Source organism: Pseudobacillus badius (assembly GCF_002189605.1).
In the GTDB taxonomy this organism is placed as follows: domain Bacteria; phylum Bacillota; class Bacilli; order Bacillales; family Domibacillaceae; genus Pseudobacillus; species Pseudobacillus badius.
This window is the reverse complement of sequence record NZ_MWMM01000014.1, coordinates 39,064-65,941: the sequence shown is the minus strand read 5'-3', so window position 1 is coordinate 65,941 and position 26,878 is coordinate 39,064. Positions and strand designations below refer to the sequence as shown.

The 26,878-nt window shown below is 44.3% G+C and carries 32 protein-coding genes, 2 tRNA genes and 2 rRNA genes; 30 read left to right on the top strand and 6 right to left on the bottom strand.

Annotated elements, in window-relative coordinates; all coding sequences use genetic code 11:
- The 8 genes from B1A98_RS16670 to tsaD form a co-directional block, all read left to right on the top strand.
- Positions 1-100, top strand: a 23S ribosomal RNA gene (locus B1A98_RS16670); the annotation flags it as partial.
- 122 nt (positions 101-222) lie between these two features.
- A 5S ribosomal RNA gene (rrf, locus tag B1A98_RS16665) occupies positions 223-338 on the top strand.
- A gap of 25 nt (positions 339-363) precedes the next feature.
- Positions 364-437, top strand: a tRNA-Met gene (locus B1A98_RS16660).
- 4 nt (positions 438-441) lie between these two features.
- Positions 442-518: transfer RNA gene (locus tag B1A98_RS16655), tRNA-Asp, on the top strand.
- Between the two features lie 157 nt (positions 519-675).
- Positions 676-1,131: a tRNA (adenosine(37)-N6)-threonylcarbamoyltransferase complex ATPase subunit type 1 TsaE gene (gene tsaE / locus B1A98_RS16650; protein ID WP_041101431.1), complete on the top strand. Its 456-nt coding sequence runs from the start codon at positions 676-678 to the stop codon at positions 1,129-1,131.
- Entirely contained in the window at positions 1,128-1,826 is a 699-nt protein-coding gene (gene tsaB / locus B1A98_RS16645; protein WP_063384128.1) for a tRNA (adenosine(37)-N6)-threonylcarbamoyltransferase complex dimerization subunit type 1 TsaB, read from the top strand. The genes tsaE and tsaB overlap by 4 nt, the downstream gene beginning before the upstream one ends.
- Position 1,827: 1 nt before the next feature.
- Positions 1,828-2,277: a ribosomal protein S18-alanine N-acetyltransferase gene (gene rimI, locus B1A98_RS16640; protein WP_063384127.1), complete on the top strand. Its 450-nt coding sequence runs from the start codon at positions 1,828-1,830 to the stop codon at positions 2,275-2,277.
- Positions 2,274-3,290, top strand: coding sequence for a tRNA (adenosine(37)-N6)-threonylcarbamoyltransferase complex transferase subunit TsaD (tsaD, locus tag B1A98_RS16635; protein ID WP_063384126.1), 1,017 nt, complete (start codon positions 2,274-2,276; stop codon positions 3,288-3,290). Before rimI ends, tsaD begins: the two co-directional genes overlap by 4 nt.
- 296 nt (positions 3,291-3,586) lie before the next feature.
- Here the strand turns inward: tsaD and B1A98_RS16630 are convergent, their stop codons facing one another.
- Positions 3,587-5,509 carry an ABC-F family ATP-binding cassette domain-containing protein gene (locus B1A98_RS16630; protein ID WP_063384125.1) on the bottom strand — a complete coding sequence of 641 codons (1,923 nt, stop codon included), beginning with the start codon at positions 5,507-5,509 and terminating at the stop codon, positions 3,587-3,589.
- Between the two features lie 192 nt (positions 5,510-5,701).
- Between B1A98_RS16630 and B1A98_RS16625 the strand changes: the two genes are divergently transcribed.
- The 3 genes from B1A98_RS16625 to tatC are packed head-to-tail and all read left to right on the top strand — an operon-like array spanning position 5,702 to position 7,354.
- Positions 5,702-6,361: a redox-sensing transcriptional repressor Rex gene (locus B1A98_RS16625; protein WP_041101421.1), complete on the top strand. Its 660-nt coding sequence runs from the start codon at positions 5,702-5,704 to the stop codon at positions 6,359-6,361.
- A 49-nt stretch (positions 6,362-6,410) separates the two neighbouring features.
- A complete protein-coding gene (locus B1A98_RS16620) occupies positions 6,411-6,590 on the top strand; it encodes a twin-arginine translocase TatA/TatE family subunit (protein WP_041101419.1) in 180 nt (59 codons plus the stop codon).
- Between the two features lie 17 nt (positions 6,591-6,607).
- Positions 6,608-7,354, top strand: a complete 747-nt coding sequence (gene tatC / locus B1A98_RS16615; RefSeq protein WP_063384124.1) for a twin-arginine translocase subunit TatC — start codon at positions 6,608-6,610, stop codon at positions 7,352-7,354.
- Between the two features lie 68 nt (positions 7,355-7,422).
- Here the strand turns inward: tatC and B1A98_RS16610 are convergent, their stop codons facing one another.
- Positions 7,423-7,623: a YdiK family protein gene (locus B1A98_RS16610; RefSeq protein ID WP_063384123.1), complete on the bottom strand. Its 201-nt coding sequence runs from the start codon at positions 7,621-7,623 to the stop codon at positions 7,423-7,425.
- 30 nt (positions 7,624-7,653) lie between these two features.
- Complete coding sequence (locus tag B1A98_RS16605; protein WP_063384122.1) at positions 7,654-8,391, bottom strand: CPBP family intramembrane glutamic endopeptidase; 738 nt, start codon at positions 8,389-8,391, stop codon at positions 7,654-7,656.
- A gap of 269 nt (positions 8,392-8,660) precedes the next feature.
- Here B1A98_RS16605 and groES point away from each other — a divergent pair, with 269 nt between their 5' ends.
- From groES to B1A98_RS16585, 3 genes are all read left to right on the top strand, one after another.
- Entirely contained in the window at positions 8,661-8,948 is a 288-nt protein-coding gene (groES, locus tag B1A98_RS16595) for a co-chaperone GroES (protein WP_063384120.1), read from the top strand.
- A gap of 54 nt (positions 8,949-9,002) precedes the next feature.
- Positions 9,003-10,631, top strand: coding sequence for a chaperonin GroEL (gene groL, locus B1A98_RS16590; protein WP_063384119.1), 1,629 nt, complete (start codon positions 9,003-9,005; stop codon positions 10,629-10,631).
- Between the two features lie 226 nt (positions 10,632-10,857).
- Positions 10,858-11,199, top strand: a complete 342-nt coding sequence (locus tag B1A98_RS16585; protein ID WP_063384118.1) for a hypothetical protein — start codon at positions 10,858-10,860, stop codon at positions 11,197-11,199.
- A gap of 176 nt (positions 11,200-11,375) precedes the next feature.
- Here B1A98_RS16585 and B1A98_RS16580 read toward each other — a convergent pair whose 3' ends face one another.
- The gene (locus B1A98_RS16580; RefSeq protein WP_063384117.1) at positions 11,376-11,828 is read right to left on the bottom strand and encodes a hypothetical protein; all 453 of its coding nucleotides are present in this window, start codon (positions 11,826-11,828) and stop codon (positions 11,376-11,378) included.
- Positions 11,829-12,262: 434 nt separating this feature from the next.
- Between B1A98_RS16580 and B1A98_RS16575 the strand changes: the two genes are divergently transcribed.
- Positions 12,263-13,477: an MFS transporter gene (locus tag B1A98_RS16575; protein WP_063384135.1), complete on the top strand. Its 1,215-nt coding sequence runs from the start codon at positions 12,263-12,265 to the stop codon at positions 13,475-13,477.
- 113 nt (positions 13,478-13,590) lie between these two features.
- On the opposite strand, the gene B1A98_RS16570 is transcribed toward B1A98_RS16575, so the two are convergent.
- Positions 13,591-14,286: a hypothetical protein gene (locus B1A98_RS16570; protein ID WP_240492425.1), complete on the bottom strand. Its 696-nt coding sequence runs from the start codon at positions 14,284-14,286 to the stop codon at positions 13,591-13,593.
- A gap of 219 nt (positions 14,287-14,505) precedes the next feature.
- On the opposite strand from B1A98_RS16570, the gene B1A98_RS16565 reads away from it, so the two are divergent.
- From B1A98_RS16565 to B1A98_RS16510, 12 genes are all read left to right on the top strand, one after another.
- Positions 14,506-15,207, top strand: coding sequence for a hypothetical protein (locus tag B1A98_RS16565; RefSeq protein ID WP_063384116.1), 702 nt, complete (start codon positions 14,506-14,508; stop codon positions 15,205-15,207).
- Positions 15,208-15,233: 26 nt separating this feature from the next.
- Complete coding sequence (locus tag B1A98_RS16560) at positions 15,234-15,839, top strand: hypothetical protein (RefSeq protein ID WP_063384115.1); 606 nt, start codon at positions 15,234-15,236, stop codon at positions 15,837-15,839.
- A gap of 319 nt (positions 15,840-16,158) precedes the next feature.
- Positions 16,159-16,497: a YmaF family protein gene (locus B1A98_RS16555; RefSeq protein WP_063384114.1), complete on the top strand. Its 339-nt coding sequence runs from the start codon at positions 16,159-16,161 to the stop codon at positions 16,495-16,497.
- Between the two features lie 209 nt (positions 16,498-16,706).
- Positions 16,707-16,967: a FeoA family protein gene (locus B1A98_RS16550; protein WP_041101376.1), complete on the top strand. Its 261-nt coding sequence runs from the start codon at positions 16,707-16,709 to the stop codon at positions 16,965-16,967.
- Positions 16,964-17,689 (top strand): FeoB small GTPase domain-containing protein, encoded by a 726-nt coding sequence (locus B1A98_RS16545; RefSeq protein ID WP_063384113.1) that lies wholly within the window; start codon positions 16,964-16,966, stop codon positions 17,687-17,689. The genes B1A98_RS16550 and B1A98_RS16545 overlap by 4 nt, the downstream gene beginning before the upstream one ends.
- Positions 17,661-19,058 (top strand): nucleoside recognition domain-containing protein, encoded by a 1,398-nt coding sequence (locus tag B1A98_RS16540; RefSeq protein ID WP_063384112.1) that lies wholly within the window; start codon positions 17,661-17,663, stop codon positions 19,056-19,058. The genes B1A98_RS16545 and B1A98_RS16540 overlap by 29 nt, the downstream gene beginning before the upstream one ends.
- 127 nt (positions 19,059-19,185) lie before the next feature.
- Positions 19,186-19,917 carry a ZIP family metal transporter gene (locus tag B1A98_RS16535; RefSeq protein ID WP_063384111.1) on the top strand — a complete coding sequence of 244 codons (732 nt, stop codon included), beginning with the start codon at positions 19,186-19,188 and terminating at the stop codon, positions 19,915-19,917.
- 193 nt (positions 19,918-20,110) lie between these two features.
- Positions 20,111-20,659, top strand: a complete 549-nt coding sequence (locus tag B1A98_RS16530; protein WP_063384110.1) for a GNAT family N-acetyltransferase — start codon at positions 20,111-20,113, stop codon at positions 20,657-20,659.
- Between the two features lie 59 nt (positions 20,660-20,718).
- Positions 20,719-21,267, top strand: coding sequence for a flavodoxin family protein (locus tag B1A98_RS16525; protein WP_063384109.1), 549 nt, complete (start codon positions 20,719-20,721; stop codon positions 21,265-21,267).
- An 85-nt stretch (positions 21,268-21,352) separates the two neighbouring features.
- The gene (locus B1A98_RS16520; RefSeq protein WP_041101364.1) at positions 21,353-21,775 is read left to right on the top strand and encodes a YugN family protein; all 423 of its coding nucleotides are present in this window, start codon (positions 21,353-21,355) and stop codon (positions 21,773-21,775) included.
- Between the two features lie 338 nt (positions 21,776-22,113).
- Positions 22,114-22,296, top strand: a complete 183-nt coding sequence (locus B1A98_RS16515; protein ID WP_063384108.1) for a hypothetical protein — start codon at positions 22,114-22,116, stop codon at positions 22,294-22,296.
- 194 nt (positions 22,297-22,490) lie between these two features.
- Complete coding sequence (locus B1A98_RS16510; protein WP_063384107.1) at positions 22,491-23,525, top strand: YdcF family protein; 1,035 nt, start codon at positions 22,491-22,493, stop codon at positions 23,523-23,525.
- A gap of 249 nt (positions 23,526-23,774) precedes the next feature.
- On the opposite strand, the gene B1A98_RS16505 is transcribed toward B1A98_RS16510, so the two are convergent.
- Positions 23,775-24,893 (bottom strand): VanZ family protein, encoded by a 1,119-nt coding sequence (locus B1A98_RS16505; protein WP_241536575.1) that lies wholly within the window; start codon positions 24,891-24,893, stop codon positions 23,775-23,777.
- A gap of 753 nt (positions 24,894-25,646) precedes the next feature.
- Here B1A98_RS16505 and B1A98_RS16495 point away from each other — a divergent pair.
- From B1A98_RS16495 to B1A98_RS16485, 3 genes are read left to right on the top strand one after another with little or no spacing between them, the layout of a single operon-like run.
- The gene (locus tag B1A98_RS16495) at positions 25,647-25,919 is read left to right on the top strand and encodes a hypothetical protein (RefSeq protein ID WP_063384105.1); all 273 of its coding nucleotides are present in this window, start codon (positions 25,647-25,649) and stop codon (positions 25,917-25,919) included.
- 30 nt (positions 25,920-25,949) lie between these two features.
- The gene (locus B1A98_RS16490; RefSeq protein WP_240492424.1) at positions 25,950-26,591 is read left to right on the top strand and encodes a hypothetical protein; all 642 of its coding nucleotides are present in this window, start codon (positions 25,950-25,952) and stop codon (positions 26,589-26,591) included.
- Between the two features lie 20 nt (positions 26,592-26,611).
- A complete protein-coding gene (locus B1A98_RS16485) occupies positions 26,612-26,815 on the top strand; it encodes a hypothetical protein (RefSeq protein WP_063384104.1) in 204 nt (67 codons plus the stop codon).
- Positions 26,816-26,878 lie beyond the last annotated feature (63 nt).

Sequence of the window (26,878 nt, the reverse complement as noted above, 5' to 3'; positions counted from 1 at the left end):
CTAGTAAGATCCCTGAAAGATGATCAGGTAGATAGGTTCGAGGTGGAAGCGTGGCGACACGTGGAGCTGACGAATACTAATCGATCGAGGACTTATCCTAATTTGAAATGCACAAGCGCCAAGCGCTTAAGCAGATTCTGTTTTATCTAATGGCAAGGTATTGCCGGTTACTGACACATATTATCCAGTTTTGAAAGAATAATTTCTTTCCACTTTATACAGTCTGGTGGCGATAGCGAAGAGGTCACACCCGTTCCCATCCCGAACACGGAAGTTAAGCTCTTCAGCGCCAATGGTAGTGAGGGGCTTCCCCTTGTGAGAGTAGGACGTTGCCAGGCTGAATATCTATATTATTTTTATCGTCGCGGGGTGGAGCAGTCTGGTAGCTCGTCGGGCTCATAACCCGAAGGTCGCAGGTTCAAATCCTGTCCCCGCAATCTTGGTCCGGTAGTTCAGTTGGTTAGAATGCCTGCCTGTCACGCAGGAGGTCGCGGGTTCGAGTCCCGTCCGGACCGCCATTTATTTATAAGCTTTTACAATCATGCGAAACTTTGTTTCGTTTCTTTTTTTATATACTGATTTAAGATATACTATACTCATCAAAGCTACCTTAGGATTGATATTTCCTAAGGTTTTTTTACGACTACATATTATATGCGACAAGGGAGTTTTTGTATGGATAGACTGAGATTTTCCACTACAAGCGCTGAACAGACTCAGTCTTTCGCAGAGAGGCTGGCTCATTTGCTGGAGCCCGGAGCTGTTCTTTTGCTGGAAGGCGATTTAGGAGCCGGTAAAACTACATTTACACAAGGCTTGGCTAAAGGATTAGGCGTTAAGCGCAATGTAAATAGTCCAACCTTTACCATTATAAAAGAATATAAAGGCCGCCTGCCTCTTTATCATATGGATGTATACCGGTTAACGGATGCGGACGAAGACTTAGGATTTGATGAGTATTTTTATGGGGAAGGCGTGTGTGTGGTGGAGTGGGCTCATTTAATTGAGCAGCAGCTTCCGGAGCATTACTTAAAGATTGTTATTTCTCATAAAGGAGAAAATGATCGTGAAATCGCTTTAGAACCTAAAGGGGAAAGATACGTTAGTCTGAGTAAGGAGTTAGTGAAATGAAAGTGCTGGCAATTGATACATCTACCTATACACTAGGCATCTCTCTTTTGGACGGAGAACAGGTCATTGGTGAATATATAACAAATCTAAAGAAAAATCATTCGCTGCGAGTCATGCCCGCAATTGATACACTGATGAAGGAATGCGAAGTAAAACCGGCAGACTTGGATAAGATAGTAGTAGCGAAAGGGCCCGGATCTTACACAGGCGTTCGCATTGGCGTGACGATTGCTAAGACGCTGGCATGGTCGTTAAATATTCCTCTTTCCGGAGTATCCAGTTTAGCCCTTTTGGCTGCCTCAGCCCGTTTGTATCCTTCTTATATTTCACCTGTTTTTGACGCGCGCAGAGGCAGAGTATACACCGGACTGTACCGCTTCGAAGAGGGGAAATTAACCGTGGTTGACGAAGATCAGAATATCTCCCTCATCGATTGGTGCAGCCGCTTAAAGGAATTAAAGGAAGAGGTTCTGTTTGTGGGCCAGGATGTTCTTTTGCACGAAGACTCCATACGGGAGCTATTAGGCGGCCAAGCTTTAGTGAGAGGAGACATTTTTTCCGCGCCCCGGCCCGCAGATCTTGCCCGCCTTGGGGTAGAGGAGCCAGTGGTCGATTTGCATTCTTTTGTTCCTAACTATATCCGTTTGGCGGAGGCTGAAGCGAAATGGCTGGAACAGCAGAAGGCGGATAATTAACATGAGTGAAGTTGATATCCGCTTGATGACGGTTGAGGATGTAGATAAGGTACATGAGATCGAAAAAAACAGCTTTACGATGCCGTGGACAAAAGAGTCTTTTTGGAATGAACTGACTAATAATTACTTTGCTGTTTATCATGTGGCTGAATACGAAGGTGAAATCGTTGGCTATTGCGGAATGTGGCTTGTCCTGGACGAGTCCCAGATTACCAATATTGCGATTTTGCCGGAATACCGAGGCAGAGGCTTAGGCGAAAAGCTGCTTGTCGCTGTAATGAATGCTGCCAAGAAGAAAGGGGCTGCGGTGATGTCCTTAGAGGTGCGTGTGAGCAATGAGCCCGCACAGGGTTTATATAAAAAGCTCGGCTTTCAGCCAGGCGGGATTCGAAAAAATTATTATTCTGACAATCAGGAAGATGCGTTAGTAATGTGGGTGAGATTATCATGAAAAAAGATATTTATATATTAGGATTGGAAACAAGCTGCGATGAAACAGCAGCAGCTATTATAAAGAATGGACGGGATATCATAGCCAATGTTGTTTCTTCGCAAATTGAAAGCCATAAACGCTTTGGCGGAGTGGTTCCTGAAATTGCTTCACGTCACCATGTGGAACAAATTACGCTTGTATTAGAGGAAACATTACATCAAGCGGACATGACCTTTAGCGATTTGGATGCCATTGCTGTTACAAAAGGGCCGGGGCTCGTCGGTTCCTTGTTGGTTGGAGTAAATGCAGCCAAGGCTTTAGCATTTGCTCATCAGCTGCCGCTTATCGGTGTGCACCATATTGCCGGACATATTTATGCCAACCGTTTAATGAAAGAGTTTGCTTTTCCGCTGCTGTCCCTTGTCGTTTCAGGCGGACATACTGAACTTGTCCTTATGGAGGAGCACGGCAGCTTTCAAGTAATTGGTGAAACCCGTGACGATGCAGCAGGAGAAGCCTACGACAAAGTAGCAAGGACGCTGAACCTGCCCTATCCCGGCGGTCCCCATATTGACCGGCTGGCAGCACAGGGGCAACCGGTCATTGATCTTCCCAGGGCTTGGCTGGAAGAAGGGTCCTATGATTTTAGCTTCAGCGGCTTAAAATCAGCAGTTATTAACACACTGCACAACGCGGAGCAGCGCAAGCAGGCCATAAAGGCAGAAGATGTAGCAGCCAGCTTTCAGCAAAGTGTGATTGATGTGTTGACAGCGAAAACGGTAAAAGCAGCTAAAGAGTATCAAGTAAAGCAAGTATTGCTGGCAGGGGGCGTAGCCGCTAATAAAGGCTTGCGCGCAGCGTTAGAGGAACAGTTTGCGGAACTGGCAGACATTGAATTGATCATTCCGCCATTGAGCTTGTGTACGGATAATGCAGCGATGATTGCTGCTGCCGGCACCGTTTTGTATGAGCAAGGAAAATTTGAGGATTTAGCGATGAATGGGTATCCAGGGCTGGACATCGAGCAATAGTCCCCAGGCTTGTGGATATGTCGATGATTTATAGATAAAGGACTGTTCATAACTTAGCAACTGGCTAATTGATGAACAGTCCTTTTCTTTTGTTCACAAGTTGTGGAAAACCTGTGTATAAAAAGATTATTCTGTGGAAAAATCTTTTTTAAAACGACCAAAAACCTGTGGGATTGGTGGATAAATCAAGATGTTTTTGTGGATAATGTGTAAAAGTGAGTAGAAAGCAGGCAAATCAGTAGAGTAGTTTGTGGACAAAACTGTGAACAAATTGAAATGCCTGCTGCTGTCACCTTCTAGTCATGCAACGTTTCCCATTCTTGCATAAGCTGCTCAATTTCCGATTGACACGCTTCGACTTTTTGTTGAAGCTCTAGGGATTTTTCGTGATCCTGAAATACTTCCGGCTGGCACAGCAGATCCTCAGCCTCCTCAATCTCTGCTTCCAGACTCTCGATTCTTTCTTCAATTTCTTCGATACGGCGGCGTTTTTGCCGTTCTTTTTTCTTTTGTTCTTTATCTATATAATAATTGGATGAATCAGCGGCAGAGGTCTCTTCAACAACTGGCAGCGCCGATCGTTCCAGCTCAGCTAACTCCTTTTGTTCTTGTTTTTTGGCGACGTAGTAATCGTAATCTCCAAGATACTCGGTCATGCCATGTTTGGACATTTCGATCACTTTCGAGGCAATACGGTTAATGAAATAGCGGTCATGGGATACGAACAAAAGCGTTCCCGGATAATCGATCAGCGCATTTTCCAGCACCTCCTTGCTATCTAAGTCGAGGTGGTTGGTCGGCTCATCAAGAATAAGAAAGTTTGCTTTTTGCATCATCAGCTTTGCCAATGCAAGCCGTGCTTTTTCGCCCCCGCTTAATGCATAGACTGGCTTTAGGACGTCATCTCCCGAAAACAGAAAGTTGCCGAGCACCGTTCGTATTTCTTTCTCGTCGCTTGACGGATAATCATCCCACAGTTCATTCAATACGGTTTTGTTGGATGTTAAATTAGCTTGCTCCTGATCATAGTAGCCAATCGCGACATTGGCACCGAGTGAGAACTCTCCGGCAAGCGCCGGCAATTTTTTGACAAGGGTTTTAAGAAATGTAGATTTTCCAGCTCCATTCGGACCGACCAGGGCCACACTTTCCTCGCGCTGTATATATACATTCAGGTGCTGGGCGATTATTTCGTTGTCATAGCCGATTGTCAGGCTGTTGGTTTTTAATACTTCATTTCCGCTTTGCTTCTCAATCTGAAACATGATATTTGCTGATTTTTCATCGCCTTCTGGCCGTTCCATCCGTTCCATGCGCTCTAGCTGCTTGCGGCGGCTTTGCGCTCGCTTGGTTGTGGAAGCGCGGGCGATATTGCGCTGAATAAAATCTTCAAGCTTAGCTACCTGCTCTTGCTGCTTTTCGAATAGCTTCATGTCCTTTTCGTATTGCTCTGCTTTTTGATTTAAATAATTGCTGTAGTTCCCATGGAATTTCTTGATATGCTGACGGGAAATTTCATACACCTGGTTCACGACTTTATCGAGGAAGTAGCGGTCATGGGAAACAATTAGAATCGCCCCGTTATAGCTCTGCAAATATTGTTCGAGCCAGGAAAGCGTATCAATATCCAAATGGTTAGTCGGCTCGTCCAAGATGAGAATGTCGGGTTTTGTCAGCAGCAGCTTTCCGAGGGCGAGCCTTGTTTTTTGGCCGCCGCTTAAGGTTGAAATTTTTGTACTGTAATCAAAGTCTTGGAAGTTCAGCCCATGCAAAACCGAACGGATATCTGATTCAAACTGATAGCCGCCGGATTCTTTAAATTTATTTTGCAGCAAATCATATTCTTTCGTGACTCTTTCATATTGACCGCTATCCCCATAAACTGCCGGGTCGGCCATTTGTTCCTCCAGGCGGCGCAGCTGCGCTTCCATGCTGCGCAAATGTGAAAAGACAGACAGCATTTCATCCATAATGGATAAATCAGATTCCAGCCCCGTATTCTGGGCGAGGTAACCGATAGTGACTTCTTTCGGTTTTAAGATATTCCCGGAATCATAAGAGAGAATGCCCGCGATTATTTTTAAAAGGGTGGACTTTCCGGCCCCGTTTCTGCCGACGAGGGCAATCCGGTCTCTCGTTTGCACTTCAAGTTTGATATTAGATAAAATCAGCTCTGCGCCAAAGTATTTTGTCAGTTGTTGGACTTGCAGTAAAATCATCTTTTTCACCTCAGTTTTCTACCTATAAGTGTAGCCGATTCTATAAGGACGGGCAATTTTCTTTCACCTCTTCAAGATAATGGAAAGGATGATAAAGTTAAAAGACAAGCTGCGCAAAATATTGTATGATGGAAGAAGTGATTGAATCGACAGGTTATTAGAATGGAAGCAGCAAGCGCTGGGGGTATAAATATGAACCATGATTCACCGAAGATTCCACAGGCGACCGCAAAGCGTCTGCCTTTATATTATCGATTTATCCAAAATTTGCACTCTTCCGGCAAACAGAGGGTGTCATCAGCAGAATTGAGCGAGGCCGTCAAAGTAGACTCAGCAACGATTCGCCGGGACTTTTCTTACTTTGGGGCACTTGGAAAGAAAGGCTATGGATACAATGTCAGCTATTTATTGTCGTTTTTTCGCAAAACGCTTGATCAGGATGAGATTACCAATGTCGCCCTTATCGGGGTAGGGAATTTAGGGACAGCCTTTTTAAATTACAACTTTATGAAGAATAATAATACAAAGATTCAAATTGCGTTCGATGTAGACGAGGAAAAAGTGGGGACCGTTATTGGAGACGTTCCAATCTACCATTTAGATGAGCTGGAGGAGAGGCTGGATCTGAAGGAGGTGCCGGTCGCTATTTTGACCGTTCCTTCATCGGCCGCACAAGGCATCACAGACCGTCTGGCGGAAGCCCAAATCAAAGGGATATTAAATTTTACGCCGGCGAGATTGAACGTTCCTCCGACGATCCGGGTGCATCACATTGACCTGGCTGTCGAGCTGCAATCGCTAGTCTATTTTCTGAAGAATTATCCAGATGCCTCCGATGAAAAGTCAGAATAGAATTATGGCGAAAAATCGGTTATGATGGAGAAAAGGAGGTGCTGCACAAATGGGATTGAGCATAGGCAGTATCATATTGATTGCCGGAGCAGCTATATTAATTTTTGGACCTAAGAAACTTCCGGAGCTCGGACGCGCGGCAGGCGACACATTAAAAGAGTTTAAAAACGCGACAAAAGGGCTGGCGGATGATGACGATAAACCAGAGGACAAGAAAGATCCTCAGTAAGGTTAGGATGAATGACAATGAGTCGACATGACATGACAATATATGAACACATCGGCGAATTGCGGAAACGGCTCATTATAGTAGTCGTTTTCTTATTCCTGGCTATGATTGCCGGTTTATTTTTGGCTGAGCCGATTATCCGCTATTTACAGCATGCGGATGAAGCAAAAGAACTGACCATGAATGCTTTTCGGATCACGGACCCGCTGAAAATTTATTTTCAAATGGCTTTTGTGATTGCTTTTATATTGACGAGCCCGATGCTTCTTTATCAGTTGTGGGCCTTTGTGAGCCCGGGATTGCTTGAGAAAGAGAGAAAGGTAACGCTTAGCTATATTCCGCTGTCTGTTTTGTTGTTTCTTGCCGGAATTGCTTTCTCCTATTTCATTCTCTTTCCGTATATCGTTCATTTTATGATAAAGCTATCCGGAAATTTGAATATTGAACAGGTTATTGGCATTAATGAATATTTTCAATTCTTATTCCAAATTACCCTCCCATTCGGCCTGCTGTTTCAGCTGCCGGTCGTTACGATGTTTTTGACACGGCTTGGGATCATCACTCCGATGTTTCTTGCCCAGGTCCGCCGCTATGCCTATTTCATTTTGCTTGTTGTGGCGGGAGTCATTACGCCGCCGGATGTCATATCGCAAATTATCGTTATGATTCCTTTGGTGATTCTTTACGAAATCAGCATCTGGATTTCTAAAGTCAGCTATAAAAAGGCTTTGAAGGCAGAAGTGGAAGCAGGGAATGCAGAATAAAACAAGGCTGTCCAAAAAAAGAGCCGGACTTCCGCGATGAGCAGAAGCCAGCCTTTTAGAGAACAGCCTTATTTTTTTTGGCCGTTTTTCAAACGCATATGCATAAAGATTAAGCGAATGCCGGAACCGATATCCATCGTTGCCAGCAAAATGAGCAAATACGTAAAAAAACCGAAGCCTCCTGTATTAACGTCTTCAATGGCTAAATAAGTAAAGAACCCGCCGAGAATCAAATAGAAGATCCCGGTTGTTAATGGTGATTGTTTCATTCAATTCCTCCAGATTGTCAAGCTGTCAGCCTAAAAAACCCAAGTAATCAAGCTTTGTAGTTGTTCTGCTTCCTTCATCATCCGCTCCAATTCATCCGCATAAAAATATTGTACAACAACGACCAAGGAATTCATGGCCACATGGGCGAATATAGGAACAAGCAGCCTTTTTGTTTTTACATACAAGAACGCAAAAGTGAATCCCATGGCTGAGTAGATCAGTATATGCTCAGGCTCCGCATGGGCCAAGGCAAAAATAGCCGAGCTGATTAAAGCGGATGCCCAAAATGGAAACCTTTCATATAAGCTGCCGAAAATGATCTTTCGAAAAACAATCTCTTCAAGAATGGGCCCGAAAATAGCTGTGATGACCATCGTGGCCGGGACCAATTCGATCAGACGGATAATGTTTTGCGTATTTTCCGATCCCATTTGGATGCCTAAAGCGGCTTCAATCGCAATTGCAACCCGCTGGCCAAGCAGGGCAAGGAAGACCCCGGCGACCGCCCAGCCGGCCGACTGGGCCGCCGGCAGCGGAGCCATCCGTTCCAGCCGGCTGTCTCTGGCATCTTTTCGCAAAAGCAGCAATACAATAAGCAGGGTGACGCCAAAGCTGAACAGCAGCCAATAGCCGGGAATCAAGTTCCGAAGTGTTTGCGGGTCCATGTCCAGCGAAAGCCCGACCTCAAATAAGAGGCGGGGAGCAACCAGTCCCAATAGCTGCATGGAAATATAAATAATTAAGATATAGCCATATACCTTCTTCAAAATGAAAAGAGCTCCTTTATCCTCAAAATGAAAAGCGCTGACACTAGCGCCCAGTGCTTAAAGAATATTTTACTAATAAACCGTTCATCATTCAAACGGAAGGGATTCAGCTTGTTCTCCATGATCAATAAAATGATTTGCAAAAAAAAGATAGCTTCACTCTTGCAAAAAAAAATCATTTTATTTATTATATTAATTGGGTTAGCACTCTTCATGTTAGAGTGCTAATGATTAAAAACATTACATATATTCCAAGGAGGTTGTTTCACTTGTTAAAACCACTAGGTGATCGCGTAGTAATTGAACTGGTTGAATCAGAGGAAAAAACAGCCAGCGGCATTGTGTTGCCGGATTCAGCGAAAGAAAAACCACAAGAAGGAAAAATCGTGGCAGTTGGCAGCGGCCGTATGCTGGAGAGCGGCGAACGTGTTGCTCCTGAAGTAGCTGTCGGCGATCGTATCATCTTCTCTAAATATGCTGGTACAGAGGTGAAATACGAAGGCAAAGAATTATTAATCCTTCGTGAAAGCGACATCCTTGCTGTAACAGGTGAATAATAAACGACACTTTTATCGATTAAAATAATTTAACTAATCAGGGAGGTTTTTCATATGGCTAAAGAGATTAAATTTAGTGAAGAAGCACGCCGCGCGATGCTTCGCGGGGTAGACCAATTAGCTGATGCTGTAAAAGTCACTCTTGGACCTAAAGGACGCAACGTGGTTCTTGAGAAAAAATTCGGTTCACCGCTTATCACAAATGACGGCGTAACTATTGCGAAGGAAATCGAGCTGGAAGATGCCTTTGAAAACATGGGTGCAAAGCTGGTAGCTGAAGTCGCAAGCAAAACAAACGATGTAGCCGGTGACGGTACAACAACTGCCACTGTTCTTGCCCAAGCGATGATCAGCGAAGGCTTGAAAAACGTGACAGCAGGCGCAAATCCTGTTGGCGTGCGTAAAGGAATGGACCTTGCTGTTCAAACAGCTATTGAAGGATTAAAAGAAATCTCCAAGCCGATCGAAGGCAAAGAGTCGATTGCCCAAGTAGCTGCCATTTCATCAGCTGACGAAGAAGTCGGCCAATTGATTGCGGAAGCAATGGAGCGCGTTGGCAACGACGGCGTTATTACAATCGAAGAATCTAAAGGATTCACTACGGAGCTTGATGTAGTAGAAGGTATGCAATTTGACCGCGGCTACGCTTCTCCATACATGGTAACAGACTCTGACAAAATGGAAGCGATCCTTGACAATCCATATATCTTAATCACAGATAAGAAGATTGCAAGCATTCAAGAAGTGCTTCCTGTACTTGAGCAAGTTGTACAACAAAGCAAGCCGCTTTTAATCATCGCTGAAGATGTAGAAGGCGAAGCACTTGCTACACTTGTCGTTAACAAATTGCGCGGTACATTCAACGCTGTAGCTGTGAAAGCACCTGGATTCGGCGATCGCCGCAAAGCGATGCTTGAAGATATCGCTGTATTAACTGGCGGTGAAGTGATCACTGAAGACCTGGGCTTAGACCTGAAATCTGCGAACATCACTCAGCTTGGACGCGCAGCAAAAGTTGTCGTTTCTAAAGAAAACACAACAATCGTTGAAGGGGCAGGAGATTCTGCTCAAATCGAAGCGCGCGTAAACCAAATCCGCGTTCAATTGGAAGAAACAACATCTGAATTTGACCGCGAGAAATTACAAGAGCGCTTAGCTAAATTAGCTGGCGGCGTAGCAGTAATCAAAGTAGGAGCTGCGACAGAAACAGAATTGAAAGAACGCAAGCTTCGCATTGAAGATGCATTGAACGCTACTCGTGCAGCTGTCGAGGAAGGAATCGTTTCCGGCGGCGGTACAGCACTTGTGAACGTATATAACAAAGTCGCTTCATTAGAAGCAGAAGGCGATGTAGCAACAGGTATCAAAATCGTTCTTCGTGCATTGGAAGAACCAATTCGCCAAATCGCTTTCAACGCAGGCCTTGAAGGATCTGTTGTTGTAGATCGCTTAAAGCGCGAAGAAGTCGGCATCGGCTTCAACGCAGCAACTGGCGAGTGGGTAAACATGATCGAAACAGGTATCGTGGACCCAACCAAAGTAACTCGCTACGCTCTTCAAAATGCAGCATCTGTTGCTTCTATGTTCTTAACAACTGAAGCAGTCGTTGCTGACAAGCCAGAAGAAAACGCTGGCGGAATGCCTGATATGAGCGGCATGGGTGGAATGGGCGGTATGATGTAATAAGCCGCTTTAAAAAGAGCGCCAAATCTTGATGTATCAAGGTTTGGCGCTCTTTTGTTTTCGATTGAAAGCCCACAAGCGATTTTTGGCCTTGCAGAGAGGGGGTCCGATAATAACAGCCCGTTTATCAACACTGGCTAAACTTCTCGGAAACATTTTCTTTCATGATAGGAAGTACGGTAAGATAGGCAAGAAAGATAGTTAATTATGTTTGGAGGATGTAATGATGACGTTTGAAGAGCTTATCCAAAGCAAGCCGACAATAGCATGGAAGCAAAGAATGGATGAAGGAGATGATCTTTTCACTGGTGAGAATATCCAGGCTGTTGATGAGGTTCTTGATGCTTACATCAGCGGACTGAAAGAACTTGGAGAGAGGCCGACAGCGGAAGCTATACTGAAACAGGTTGAAGAGGCGGTTAGTCGATTGAATGAATGGAACGACGAATACGATTACTTTATTGAAACCATGGAGAGAGAAGAGTTGGCTGAGTTTATTGGGGAGGGAGCAAAAATAGCCGGGTTAGAATCTGAGGAAGATATAACCGAGGAATGGAGAGAATGGTAAATAACAAGGGGGATAACCAATGATCCTATTACCTTTTTTATAGCTAAAAAGACGGTCGAAGCAAAATAGAGCGCCCTTATCCGTGCATAGAGAATAAAAAGAGGAACCCCTTGTTGGATAAGGGGCTTTTCGGTCTGCTTGCGGGGGATGTTCAGGTGCATAGGGTGTATAAAGAATTACTCTTCAATGGGTTGCTTTGATCCGCCTTCGTCGTGCTGCGGTTCTACATTGGCAGCTTCTACATTATCACCAGATAGCATGAACAGATAGACTTGTTTTATACGGCTGTCTTTAACCGTGTATTCGTACACTATCGTTGGCTCGCTTTTGAATACGACATGCAAGGAGACCGCAGGACGTATGTCTATGACGTCTCTGCCGGAAATCTGCCATTGGTCATTTGGATATTTTTTGATTAAGTGTTTGTTTAATTCCTCGATCGCCTTATTTGTTTGGTGCTGTACAATCAATGGCCTCGCGCTGTAAAAGGCTATTCCTCCAATCAGCAATAAACCTGCAACGATCCATATAAATGTTCGTCTTTTCTTAGGAAACAAGAAGGCTAATAAACTGAGTCCGAGGGCAGCGCTAGTTAATATACCTAATTCAATGAGTGTAGTTGGAGACATATCTTGTCACTCCTTTAGTACTCTATTATATTTCTAACGTACATAACTTCGTTTTTAGTACTCTTAAGGAAATAACAGCCAAAAGGAGGGCGCTGTTCATGTATAAAGGTTATTAACTGGTTGGTTTTACGGACATCGGAGACGGCGCAAAGATCACTGCTTCCTGAATGGAAGGTGAATCAATCAACAGCTACCTGCCATCCTGTCTTTGAACAGATCCTCTGCCTGATGATGCCGCTTTTTATTTGTACATAGCCGTATAAGCCATCTGTTGTATTTATTTATTGATTCTACTTCTGTATCCTTGTTAATAGAAGGATAAAAGGGAGTCTTGAAAATGAAACTTGCTACAGTAAGATCTTTTGCCAAGGAATGGTGCAAAGGGCAGGAGGCATTCTCTTGTCGGATGGCAGGGAAAAGAAGCCGTGAGCGGGATGAGTAAGGAACAAGGAAGCAGCAAGAGATATATTCAACAGGGGACACCGGCTTTTAAGAAAGCGAATTTCGCTCTGTTCGCTGCGGCTTTTATTACGTTTGCCAATTTGTATGTAACCCAGCCGTTATTGCCGGTTTTTGCGGCGGAGTTTGACGTTACTCCGGCAATGGCGAGTTTGTCGCTGTCACTCACTACGCTTTCACTGGCCTTCGGACTGCTTATTTTCGGTTCACTTTCTGAAGCCTGGGGAAGAAAAAACATCATGTCCATTTGTATTGTGGCCGCGTCCGTGTTAACGGTAGTGATTGCCTTATCGCCGTCCTTTGAACTGCTGCTTGCGCTCCGCATTGTGCAGGGGGTTGCGTTTGCGGGCATCCCTTCTATAGCGATGGCGTATTTAGGAGAGGAGATCGAAGGAAAGAGCTTAGGCATAGCGATGGGGCTCTACATAAGCGGAAATACGATTGGCGGGCTTTCTGGCAGGGTGCTCATGGGAACGATGACGGACTTGCTTTCCTGGAAGGCGGGCTTGGTCTTCTTAGGAAGCATCAGTTTAATCGCTTGTATCTATTTTGTTTGGGCGCTGCCGCCGTCCAAGCATTTTCAGCCCCAGCCGTTAGCCTTAAAACCACTTTTTCGGTCGCTCATTTCCCACTTGAAAGATGCGGTACTCGTGCCTTTATTTTTAATTGCTTTTTTCTCCATGGGGAGCTTTGTGACCGTTTTTAATTATCTTGGCTTTAAGCTGGCTGCGCCGCCTTACGAGCTGAGCCTGACCATTATAGGCTGGATTTTTCTCGTTTATTTAGTTGGCACCTTCAGCTCCGCCTGGTTCGGCATGCTGGCTGATAAGCATGGGCGTCCTGTGCTTTTAATCATCGGCATGCTGCTCATGATAGCAGGTGTGTTAGTGACATTGCCTGTGCCGATCGTCTATCAGCTTCTTGGGCTTGTCATTTTTACGTTTGGGTTTTTCGGGGCCCATTCTGTGGCCAGCGGATCGGTCAGCCAGCAGGCCACGCATGACATGGCTCAGGCCTCTTCTTTGTATTTATTTGCCTATTATTTAGGATCGAGTATAGGCGGATCAGCCGGCGGTGTCTTTTGGTCGCTGTTTGGCTGGCATGGAATCGTGGGCTTTGCTGTCGGTTTATTGGTGGTTTCTATGCTTTTAGCGTTAAGGGTTAAACGATTATCGAAGACGCCAGCCTGATGAACAGGAACTGCTTTTTTATAGAGACGGGGCCCAGAGCGCACAGCATTTTACAGGCAAGCTCCCTGCCCTCGCTTTGCTTGAATAAGACGGCGGCAGGGAACTTGCTTTTCCTATTTAAACACAAATCGTCTTTCGCCCTGATGGTTTTGCAGCTGAAAGAATGAAGGGGTGCTGACAAAGCGCTGAAGCAAGCCATATGCCTCGTCATCTGTTAATTCAGCCGGGATGGCGATGCCGCTGAATGATGCTGCGGCGATAGAGGCATGAAAATCATACTTGAACTCATAATCGCCGACATAGGCAAGGGCCAGTTTGCCTTTCCAATCAATTTGGTACACAGCGCCTGCTTTTTTAGCGAAGGCAATCGTATGAAAGGCGGCGGCATCATGGCCGAGCAAGTACACATCAAAGGCAGTCTGGTCAAAGTCAATCAGCGCCTGCTCTTCTTGGGACAGGAAATCAACAGCAAATTCTCTCCCGTCTAACGTTTCCGGGTCAAAAGGAGCTTGGTCGCTGCCGACGAGAAAGCCTTTATCTCCCCACTCTTCAGAAGACAATGTACAGCTATGGTAATTTCCCCAAACAATTTTTGCCTGCCAATCACTTAGTGCCTCTTCTTCCTCGTCCTCTTCATCGATATCTTCCTCATAATAATCAGCCGTTTCTACATGTAAATCAAAATACAATCCGGCTCGGCCGGCTAATTCGGCTTCTTCGCCATATTTAAAATGCGCTCCCCATTTGAAAGCGGCAATTCGGTGACCGTTGGGCCACGGGTTGTCTGCGAAATAGATTCGATCCATCATCCTAAAGTCTCCTTTTATGCTATTATACAACAAAAATACCATATAACTTCAATTTATCTGCGCACGTTGAGAAGCGGCCAGCATGGCGAAGGAGAAGGGCTGGATTTGGCAGCTTGGCCTATAACCGCTCTTCTCCTTCGCCATTTTTAGTGGTTTTGATTGTATAATAGAAAGATGAAAAGCAGTAGCTGCATTGGAAAAACGGGGGAGGTGAGAGACATGAGCGATATGTATGCGCTGATTTTGGCGAGCCCAGGCATGGCCGGGTATCCATTATTTCAAGATTATTGCAGGCTCAAAGATCAAGGGCTTCGTCAAGCGTCCTTTCAAAAGCTGGATGCTTTCTTGCAGAAAACAAGAGAGTGGGAGCAGGCAGAGAAGAGAGTTTTTGTCAGCCGGCTATTCTCCTTATGTGAAACAGCAGAGAATAGCCGAGATCTGATTGTCTATCCATTAGAGCAAAGGCTGTTGAAGCCAGTGCTGGAGGGATGGATGGAAGAGAAGGACTGCGATGCCCGCCCGTTCAAATGGCACGGTTTATTTTTAAGCTCGGAAAGCCGGCTGGAATATTTAGAAGCAGCCCTTGAAAAAAGCGGAAAGAAGGACCAGCAGGTGCTGGAGGCGCTCATGGACTTTTATTCTCACTGCGTTTGGTACTCTTTTCACCACATTGCAGAAGATGCTTACTTAGGGGAGATCGAAGAGGACCGCCAAATGATCCAGCGGCTGAAAGCTTTGCACAAGTATATAACAGATGAAGAGCGGCAAAACGGGTGGAAAAAGGCAATTGCCGGGCACGAGGCGCTCCTGAATGACTGGACAGCGTTTATTAGCAGCGGTCAAACAGAAGGCTTCGCCGAATGGTGTGAAGAGAAGGGCAAAGCGTATAGCTTTACACAGGCGTTTTATTATGATGCTTAAAGCATCAAGAAGGGGAGGCGGGAAAGATGCCGGTTAGAAAATTATTTCAGAAAAAAGACCAAGCAGCGCTTTTTTGGCAATGGTTTGCGGAGGTGCAGCAGGACTACTATGAGCTTCCGGAGAGTGAACTGGAAAGACTGTTTGACCAGCTGGACAAGAGGCTGGGAAAAGTGAATAAGCAGCTTGTTTTTGAGTTTAGCGCAGAGCCTGTCGATGGAAAGCGGGAGTTTGTTATTAGTGCGGATGGGTTGGAGGAAGCGTTCCCCGCCGTTATAGAACTGGTGGATAAGGCCCCGCAGCTCGACGGCTTTCGTGTGACCGCCTTTCGCCAGCCATCTGATGAAGAGTATGAGGTGGCCCTTGGCGGGATAACGGTATCCAGCGAAGATGTGTACTTTGATTATCTGTATGATCCGGAAAGTGGTTTAGTGGACGTACGGCTGTTTATTAAGAACTTTGATCCAGAAAATGAAGCTTACGATGACGCTGCATTTATTATGCTGGACTCTGTGCTGGGTGAATATGACGCCGTGACGAAACTCGCTGCTGTAGAATTGCGGAAGCTTCATGAGACAGAGGGGCTGTATCCGATCCGGGAATTAAGAAGAAAGGTCATACAGTCAAGCAAATGAAAAAAATCCCGTTTGTATTCGCCAGCCTATTTTGATCTTGACGCTCGGCGCTTGCTTCCTTCCTGCAGCAGAGAGTCGGCTTCCCGGTTTTCCCTGCCTTCAAAAAGCAGTTAAGGAATAGGCTGTTTCTTGCAGGCAAACAACATAATCTTCTCTTTTGCGCCGTATAAATTAACAGGAAGGCGAATGACACGGAGGTGAAAGGGAAATCAGCCGGCCGCAGCTTTTTGAATATGCAAGCAGGCAGTTGTTTTTGAGAAGCGAGGCTCCAATAAGCAGCAACCTGGTCGTGAATATGTTCATAAGGAGTGAGTAGCTGATGCCGAAGATAAGCAGGGAGGATTTTGTCAAAGGCTTTGTGCCGCATCATAATCATGGTTCAGTTGATTACACGTCTGTTGAGGCTGGGCATGTTCATCAGTGTTTAGATGTGACTTCTCCGCCGATACAGACGCAAAACCATGGCCATATTCATTATACAGAGGGATACGTTGTTTTTGAAGACGGCCATACACATCACTATAAAGCCTATTCCGGACCCGCGATTCCAGTAGGGGATGGCATGCATGTTCATTATTATGATTTTTATACAACAGAGGATAGCGGACATCGGCACCGCGTGCGGGGAGTAGACCAGCCGGCTCCGGGGGATAAATAAACGAACGGGCCATCTGTGCCAGTCAGATTTGTTAGCGGGGCCTTCCATCCATGTGCTAAATGGGTGGAAGGCTTTTTTGTGTTTATTTTTAAAGCCCAATATGAATTTTCGTTGACAATTGTGTTTGCTTGCGCATATGATTAAACATAAAGTTGCATCAAGGAAACATTTAAAAATGGAGTAAACATTATTTTATGGGGGAATAAAATATGCCCGTTTCTAAAAAAATAGTGCCGCTTTCCGAATGTCAGCCTGGGGATTGCTTTTTGCTCCGAGAATTGAAAGTAGAAGGTGTGATGAGGAGGAGGCTGTTAGATTTAGGTTTCGTTGCAGGGGCTGAAATCTTAGTGCTTCAGAAAAGCCCTCTGGGTGATCCGGTTGCTTTCCGTGTGAGCCATACAACGATTGCTCTTCGCGAAGAAGAAAGCTCGTTGATTTTCGGAGAAATCATAAGGAGGGGGCCCGCATGAGCGCAATTAAAGTGGCGTTAGCAGGAAATCCTAACACTGGAAAAAGCACATTGTTTAATACATTAACAGGCTTAAAGCAGCATACGGGGAATTGGCCGGGAAAGACAGTGATCCGGGCAGAAGGCTCCTTTGAACATAAAGGTGAAGAATATGTGCTTGTGGATCTGCCGGGAACTTATTCATTGTTTTCTAATTCCGCCGATGAAGAAGTCGCCCGGGATTACATTGTCTTTGAACAGCCGGATGCGACCATTGTTGTGCTGGATGCCACATCGTTGGAGCGGAATTTAAATTTGGCTTTTCAGGTGCTGGAGATGACCGACCGGGTGATCGTTTGTATTAACTTAATCGATGAGGCAGACAAGAAAGGCATTGTCATTGATGAGAAAAAACTGGCAGCGAAGCTCGGCGTTCCTGTCGTAAAGATGTCTGCACGAAATAAAATCGGCATTGACCTTTTATTGAACACCCTGGATCATTTGGTGAAAGAAAAAATAACTCCCTCTCCTTACCGCATGACTTATTCAGAAGAGATTGAAAGAAAGATTTCACAGATTGAAGCGCAAATTACCGGCCTTTTCGGTGCGGAGCTGCCATCAAGGTGGATCGCTCTCCGTTTATTAGATGGGGACGACGCCCTTGTGGCCAAATTGAAGGAGTATATCGATAAGAAGAAGGATGGGGTGACAGCTAATGAGCTTCCAATCAGCGCCAACTCCTAGATTGCTAGAGCAAATCGCCAACGAAGCAAAATCGGCCTCGAGCCATGAAATTCGCGATCAGATTGTCAGCAATATTTATCAAACGAGCAGGGCTGTTTGTGAAGAGGTGGTTCATTACAAACAGCCGCCGCAAGCACAGACAGAAAAGCTCGACCGGATTTTCACCTCCCGCATTTGGGGATTTCCGATTATGCTATGTCTGCTTGGCGCGGTCTTCTATTTAACGATTGCCGGCGCTAATGTGCCTTCTAGTATGCTGGCTTCAGCCTTTGGATGGGCAGAAGGGAAGCTGACCTTGTTGTTTCAGGCAATCAATGCGCCTGCATGGCTGCATGGCGTATTAGTGCTGGGCTTGTTTCGCGGAACAGGCTGGGTGATCAGTGTCATGCTGCCCCCCATGGCGATCTTTTTCCCGATATTCGCCCTCTTGGAGAATTACGGATACCTTCCGCGTGTAGCTTTCAATATGGACCGCTTATTTAAAAAAGCCGGCGCGCATGGAAAGCAATCGCTGACCATGGCAATGGGATTTGGCTGCAATGCCGCAGCCATCATGTCTACAAGGATTATTGAATCCCCTCGTGAACGGATGCTTGCCATTTTAACGAATAACTTTGTTCCTTGTAACGGAAGATGGCCGACACTAATTTTATTAGCGTCCTTGTTTATGGCTGTCGGTTACACCGGCGCCGCCGGAACACTTGTTACAGCTGCTGTATTAATGGGTATGGTGTTATTTGGAATTATTGTGACTTTGACTGTCTCATGGGTGTTATCAAAAACCGCCTTAAGAGGCGTGCCTACTCATTACACATTGGAACTGCCGCCCTTCCGCAAGCCGAAGTTTTGGAACACCATTTTGCGGGCGAGCCTTGATAAAGCATGGTATGTATTAAAGCGTGCCGTCATGGTGGCCGCACCGGCATCTATTTTAACGTGGGTGTTTGCAAACATTTATGTGGGTGATACGAGTATATTAATGCATTTTATCCAGTTGTTGGAACCGTTCGGGCAAGCTTTGGGAATGGATGGATTCATTCTCGCTGCCTTTATCCTCGGCCTGCCGGCTAATGAAATCGTTATTCCAATTTTGATTATGGCTTATTTATCGCAAGGAGCGATGCTTGAGCTTGACGATCTGTCAGAATTGAAGCAGGTATTCCTCAACCACGGATGGACGTGGCTGACTGCGCTGAATATGATGCTGTTTTCCTTGCTTCATTATCCTTGCGGCACAACACTTTTTAATATTTATAAAGAAACGAAAAGCCCCAAATGGACATTTATGGCCTTTGCCATACCTACGGCCATTGCCATTGCCGTCACTTTCTTGACCGCTTCCATAGCAAGAGGCTTGGGCTGGGCCTAATCGAAAGCGTCCCCTTTATTGTCAGCGAGTGCTGATCGTGAAGAGGGCGTTTTTTGTATTCCTGCTTTTCTGTACTGTTATGAAAGGGTTGTACATACATTGGTAGTAGTAAACGCAGGGGGTATATATGGAACTTCTCTATATGACGAGCATTATTTATTCCTCTCTTTGCACATCATTAGGCGCTCTTCCGATTTTGTTTATCCGGAGAATGACCCACAGGGGGAAGGATAATTTACTTGCTTTCACCGCGGGAGTCATGGTGGCTGCTTCCACTTACGGATTAATTCCATCGGCTATTAAATTATCAAATGTGATTGTATTAACCATTGGCATATTAGTCGGCACCTTGTTTCTTACTATATTGGAAAAAAGCTTGCCCCATGTCGATCTGGAACATCGCTCGGGAGCACAAGTAACAGCCAGTGCTTATCTGTTAATGATTACGATGATTTTGCATAATTTGCCCGAGGGGTTATCCGTAGGTGTCAGCTATGCAAGCGAATATAAAGACCTTGGTCCGTTGGTGTCTTTTGCTATCGGCCTGCAGAATATCCCCGAGGGCTTTTTGATGGCCTTGTTTTTAGTCACTCAAGGGGCAGGCCGGTTGAAAGCGATTGTTTACACAACACTGGCAGGCTTCACTGAGCTTTTGGCTGCCTTATTTGGACTGGCATTTGGAGAAAAAATAGCAGGAGTGGTTCCTTACGGGTTAGCCTTTGCTGCCGGTGCGATGTTATTTATTGTCTACAAGGAGCTGATTCCGGAAAGTCACGGAGACGGCAACGAGCGCTCATCAACGCTTTCCTTTATCCTTGGTCTGCTCACAATGATTTTATTGACCAGCTATCTTCGGTAAGAGTCGGGAGATATACTCTCGCTCTTTCTTTTTTTAGAGGAAATGCGGAAGGATGTATAGAAGTTCCAACAGAGAGCGCAGGTGGTTTTGGCTGGGAAACGAGCCAGGGCCGTCATGTTTTTGAAAGCTGGTGTCCTCGTGGGAAAGTATCCTTCCTAATTTTTATGATAAATAGAGAGCTTGGTGAGAGAAAATGGTTTGTACAGACAAGGAAGTAATGATTCGGCCAATCGGAGAGCGGGATATGCCGCGGCTTTGGGAGCTGATGCATAAAGAGGAAGAGCCTGAATGGAAACAGTGGGATGCTCCTTACTTTCCTCATAGGCGCCTCACTTATGAAGAATTTCTCACTAAAAAAGAAGAGATGGTCAAGCAGGCACATCGCTGGGCGATAGAAGTCAATGAAGAGGTTGTTGGAACGGTCAATTATTACTGGGAACACAAGCCGTCAAAGTGGCTTGAGATGGGGATTGCTCTCTATGATCCGGCCTATTGGAATGGCGGATATGGCACAAGAGCTTTTCAACTATGGATCAATCATTTATTTGAGGATATGCCATTGGTTCGGGTGGGCTATACTACTTGGTCCGGGAATGGGCGGATGATAAAGCTGGGGGAGAAGCTTGGAATGAAAATGGAGGGCAGGATCAGAAATGTACGCTACTATAATGGTGAATATTTCGATTCGATCCGTATGGGGATGCTGAGAGAGGAGTGGGAAGCTGCCCCGTGGTCCCCTTAAAAAGAAATGCACATGCTCTCTAGCCGTATGAGCAGACAATAAGGAAAGGAATGAACTGAATGAAGATCACTACATTTATCGGCAGCTCCAGAGCAGAAAGCAATAGTGAGCTGCTGGCGGATTTGGTGACGAAAGAGGTCAAGCATCGCAAACTCTATTTGCGAGATTTAGCGATTCAGCCGATCCATGATTTGCGCCATAAGGAAGGCGGCTTTCAGCCTGTAGAGGATGAGTATGACACAATTATTCACGCCTTTCTTGAAAGTGATGTTCTTATTTTTTCTACGCCCATTTACTGGTACAGCATGTCCGGCAGCATGAAAATCATGATTGACCGGCTCAGTCAAGCGATCCGGGATGAACGGTTTCCTCAATTGACAGAGCGTATCCAATCGGCAGAGGCGATCGTGCTTGCCGTCGGCGGGGATGAGCCAAAAATCAAAGGGCTGCCGCTCATTCAGCAATTTCGTTATACATTTGATTTCTTGAAGCTGCCCTTTTCTGCTTATATATTGGGGGAAGGGAACCGGCCTGGCGATATTTTGCAGGACCGGGAAGCGTTAATGCAGGCTGACCTTCTCAATCAGCGGCTCAAAGGGGCCAACTAGCTGGATGGCCTCTCTTCTCTGACTAGTTGTTTAGAAGCTTTCCATGCGGGTAAATGGAAAGCAATAACAGCAGAGGAGAGATAACATGATTAAGCTTGATACGGAGCTCGAAGGAAAGCGCGCACTATATGGAGAAGTCTGCCGGCTATTTGGAGATCACGGATTAGTCATTGGAGGGAACTGGGATTTTGATCAAGGAATGTTTGATACGACATTGTACAGCGATGGCGGAGAAAGCATTTACCTGCGGCTGCCATTCGATGTCGAATCGGGCATGCTGGACGAAGAGGATGCTTTACTTGTCTTTAAAACTCCTTTTGTGATCAAGCATATTGCCAATATTGGTTTGGATGATGAAGAAAGCCCGGCGCTTGCCACAACAGGGCTCGATCAATTCCAAAGCCCGGAAGACAAAGATGCGCCGATTCATCAAAAAACAAACTGGGCAGTAGAAGGTGAACAGAAAGTAGCTGCCTTGATGGACGACATGCAATTCAGCCAGCTGTAAAGAATGGGGATTAGCAATCGGCTCGGTTGGTTGAACAGTCGATTCTTTTATATACACGTATGTCTATAGTTACCGGATTACGTAAACGATAGGAAACAAAGAGGACACTAACACTCTGGAAGAGCTTTGCAGGAGCTACTGAGTGTAGTGTCTTTTTTTATTGTAAATCCTGTGAAAAAAATAGAAGAAACGATCGTGAAAAACAGATGATATAGCTGAATTTGGTAAGAATAAATATATTTTTTTCTAAAAGCTTTCAATAAAATCCTAAGCAAGGGATTTCATATACCGATCGTAATCGTGCGATAGAATACATCTGAATCTGCTAGAGGGATATCATGTTAAACATTCAGTCTTTAAGTAAGCAAGGAGCATGGAGAGACGGGAAAAACATGAACAAATTAGGTGATCAGCTGATTACGGAATTTCAAATGGCCGATGTTTCCGATGCGGACTCAGCTTATCAGGCGGCATTACGTGCCAAGGAAGAATGGGCTAAGGTGAACCCTTACAAAATATGACGTAAAGCATAAAATTTCCGTTTGGAAACTTTATGCATGATTTCTATAAATAAAAAGGGAAATTTGCTTTTTCTAGGTTACAAATATTGCCTTTTCCCATCTGACCACTTTCAAATGATAAGAAAAGCTTTATAAACTGATCCCGCTATCATGTATAATGAACTGGACAATCTTTTAAGAAATTGAGGTATAAAATGGTTATTCTTGGACTTATTACTCTGGCTTTATTTGTTGTTTTCCTGGGATTTTATTTAACAGATCCTAGACGAATGATAAACGGTTTTCTATTTAACCTGTTTTTCTGTTCATTCCTTGCTTTTTGTGGTTATGTAGGGCTCACCTCAGGTAATCGGATTTTTATGATAATCGCTATTATTCCATTTGTATTTCTGCTCTTTATCTCAACATTTGGATTATTCGCTTTAAGTATAGGGTTATTTTTAAATGGCCGAATCCTGATGAAAAAAGAAAGCAGGCGATTCTCCAACAGTTTAACCCTCATTTCAGGGATCTTTCTTTTAGTATTGTTCTTATTAAGAACCATAAATCCTGAGCGTTTTTTATCTGCTGAATTTCGATCTTTATACGCTGGGGCTTCTTTAATAATAGTTTATTTCTTTTTACACTTAACCAATTTTTTAACTGCTTATTTTTTGTATCAATTTAACAAGCCAAAATATAACCAGGACTTTATCATTGTGCTTGGCAGCGGTTTAATTAACGATAAAGTGCCGCCGCTTTTGGCCAGTCGAATTAATAAGGCAATTGATTTTTATTGGAAACAAGCGAATGCCGCCTTCCCGCCTATTCTGCTTTTTTCAGGCGGACAAGGGCCGGATGAAAATCTTCCCGAAGCGGAGGCCATGCAAAAGTATGCTATAGAGAAAGGAATTCCTTCTGAGCATACATTAACAGAAACACGTTCAGTTAATACATTTCAGAATATGCTTTTCTCAAAACAAATAATGGACTCAGTAAAAGGTAGCGAATACAACAGCATCTTTACTACAAACAATTTTCACCTATTTAGGGCCAGCCTATATGCAAAAATGGCAGGCCTCAAGAGTCAAGGAATCGGTTCAAAAACTGCATTCTACTATTGGCCAAATGCCATGATTCGCGAATATATCGCCATTGTCGTGATGCAACGCAAACGCCATACCATTGTAGTAGGAACGATTGTAGGATTTTCAGTCCTGCTAACCGTTATTTCTTTATTAGTTTTATAACCGATATAAAAAGCCATTCATCTCTTGTGAATGGCTTTTCTAATAGTAGTTAATTAAATTTAAAGACGCGCCATCGATCGAATTTGAATGTCAATCGTTATTCCATAGCCAACCTCACCATGAATAGTGATTCTTCCAGCGCATACTTTCATCATGTCATTGGCTATGGCCAGGCTCAGTCGGGATCCTCTATGTGCGGATCCAATGTTGGTTCCGCGAATAAACCTTAAAAATGAAGCACATCCTGTTTTAAGAATTTTCCTCATTTTTTATTGGGACAATATCTGCAACATGGTCAAAGTAGAAGGTACGTTTCCCTTTTTTTAATATGACGAAAACGGCATGAATGCATAAAGTCAGCCACATGATGCTAACAAACGTGAAGACAGCCGTTGTTACCCATACATGAATAGCGTAAAAGTGAGATTCTATTTCTAATTTAATGTGAGTAAGAAGGTTAAATAACATAGATGCCAGCCAAGGCAAATATAAGGCAATGGTTCTTTTTAGCACAGCTTGCCATGAAGGGACATCCCCCTCCAAATTCGAAAGTTTGAATCTCATTATACTCGTTCCGATTGTTTTTCCTCCCCATCGAAGAGGCAAAACAAAGTACAGCGCCACAAAGCCCGCTGTTGTATACATCATTTCTGCCAATCCACTCGATGTGAGCAGTCCGACTGTGAAAGTAAACGTCAATTTAATGAAAATATAATCTATAAGTACGGCAAGTAATTGCGACAACGGCGGCACTAGACGGCTCTTCTTCATTTTTTCCGCTTTCGCCAATAGTTTTTCCTTAGAAGGGAATAAAGCCAATATGACTGGAGCTACAAGGAAACCAAAGAGCGCACCTGTACTATTTAACATCAGATCGTCAACATCAAATAAACGATAAGGGCATTTGTAAATTCCGTAAATTCCTGTAATCTGCGTTACTTCGTAAAAGAGAGACAGGGCAAATCCTAAAGCTAATGTCCTTTTCCAATATCGTTTTTCTTTGAAAAAGTATCTCAAATATACGCCAAAAGGAAGTAATAACAGAAAATTAAATGCTGCCTGCCAAAAGGCGCTTTGATTGAATATCTGAATATACGACCTCGGTTGTGACCAAATAATTGAACCGCTTTTAAAAATATCTTCTATAAAAGTGAATGGCTTTAATGAATAATAAATGGTATCTGGTGATTGAAAAGCACAAGTATTCCTAGTTGTCGGAAGCGGCAAGAGAACTAAAAATAGTGCTGATAGCATATAGAAAATAAACGAGTAAACAACGATGGAAGCCCAAAAACTAAAATATCCATACTTTCTATAGCTATATACCAGCCAAGGGATGACAAGCAGATAACCCAATACACCAAACATAATAAAGGCGGTCAGTATCGGTTGGATATATATAGACATCACTACACCTCTTTTTGATTAGTATACTTTGAATCAATTTAAAAAGCACACAAAAGATGGTAATTTACGCATCTTATCTACCTTATTATTGTTTAATTGAATACAAGACATTCATAGCGTAATTACTTCCTAACGGATGCTGTATTTCTGCCATACGTCATAAATCGCCATACTTTTTCTAATGGCCCCACCTTAAAGAGTGTAAACCCAATGACGCTTGGTTTCTAAGATTACAACTATGCTTGATAAGTATAAATAGGTTGTCGGTATTGTACCTAAAGCAATGATTTCTTGAATATGTTGATCATTACCTTGTGATGCGAACCAGATCCAAATAGAAAAACCGATAAACACCGGTATCCACCACTTAACGGGTACACAGGCTGCCGCTATACAAGAATTTTCGGCCACCATCCAAGAAGTCAGCAGAAGTGCTCAAAACTTAGCCAAAATGGCTGAAAGGTTACTAAAGGCAGCTGATTAATTTTTCACTCTTGAACGAGCGAGGTTTCAATAGCTGTCATTCACACAAGCCATCCCGGAAGAAAGGTTTTCTTCTCCAGGGGCGGCTTGTTATTTAGTGAAAATATGTCTGCCAGATGACAGGCTGAGGAATTCGCTGAAATAAAATAAGATCATAGATTTGGTTAAAATCATCTAGCCAATCAAGTATGATAGAACTATACGCACATGAATTGAAGGGCGGAGGATCTTATGCTGGAGTGGGCAGCAGAACTATTATTTTCCATAATCATTCCGCAGGATGATGCATTAGACACGAAAAAGATCGACCGTCATATAGCGAGGCTAAATCAATTTGATTGGTTTAAACAGATTTACACGGATGAAAGCTATCATCGTTCTTTTTTTGTTAACCGGAAGGTAAGATGGTATTTGCAAAGCTCTCTTCGCGTGAACAGGATGATCAAAAAGGAAAAAGCTCAAAGACGCTTCCTCGCTTTTTTAGACCGGCAAGTGAATCGTTAAGGCGTTTTGGCTTTGGAGGAGGCATGTCAGTTGAATAAATGGATGAAGGGGATTCTTGGTGCTGCTGCTATAGTTTTCCTGGGAATGATTGTACTCTATGTTTCTTTTGTTATTAGCATGAGGCCGGATAAGGAAAAGGAAGAAGAAGTCAGAAGCCAAGCGGCTCACTATTTGAAAGCCAATTTTCCCGATCACTTTCAAGTGTACGATACGCTGTATGATAATATGGGAAACTTTGAATTCGACTATGCTGCTAAGGTGAGAGATGAAGCAAACGGCATAGAGTTCTTAGTTTATTATGACAGCGAGGCTGAACAAATGACAGACACGTATGTTGCCAAAAGCTGGACGCAAGAGTTAGAAAGCAACATCCTTCCTTATGTGAAAAAGACATTCGGGGAGCGGGCAAGAGCGACTGTCTTTTTTGACGACCAGATCGGGAAAACATTAAAGCTTTCACCCGATCATCCGGGAAGCTATAAGGATTATCAGGCATCTCCCATGGTACGCTTGACCTTGCCGCGCAAAAAGAAGGATGGGGATGAACGGCTTGTCGAGGAGTTTATTTCCTTCCTGAAGACGGAAGCGGCAGTGAAGCAAGGGACAGTTGCGGTGGAGTATATCGCTGAAAACGGCGAAATACTAGGGGAAGAATGGAGCAAAGAGTGGTAAACAGAACTGGGGGGATAAGGATGAACAAACGGGCGAGAATGATCGTCGGCTTAATCGGTAATCTATTGCTATGTACGTTCGGTGTGTACCGGCTTATGACCGAAACGTCGGGATCGATTTTTATACCGGCATTGTTCGCTGTTGCGGGTTTGGTTGGCTGTATCGGAAGCCTGATGGAGTTCAGGAAAGTCCGCCTTTCCGGAATAGAAGGCAAAAGAAAATAAAGGCTTGGAATATTTTTATCATGAAAAAAGGAGGTGTATCGCTCTTTGTTGATACAGGCATGT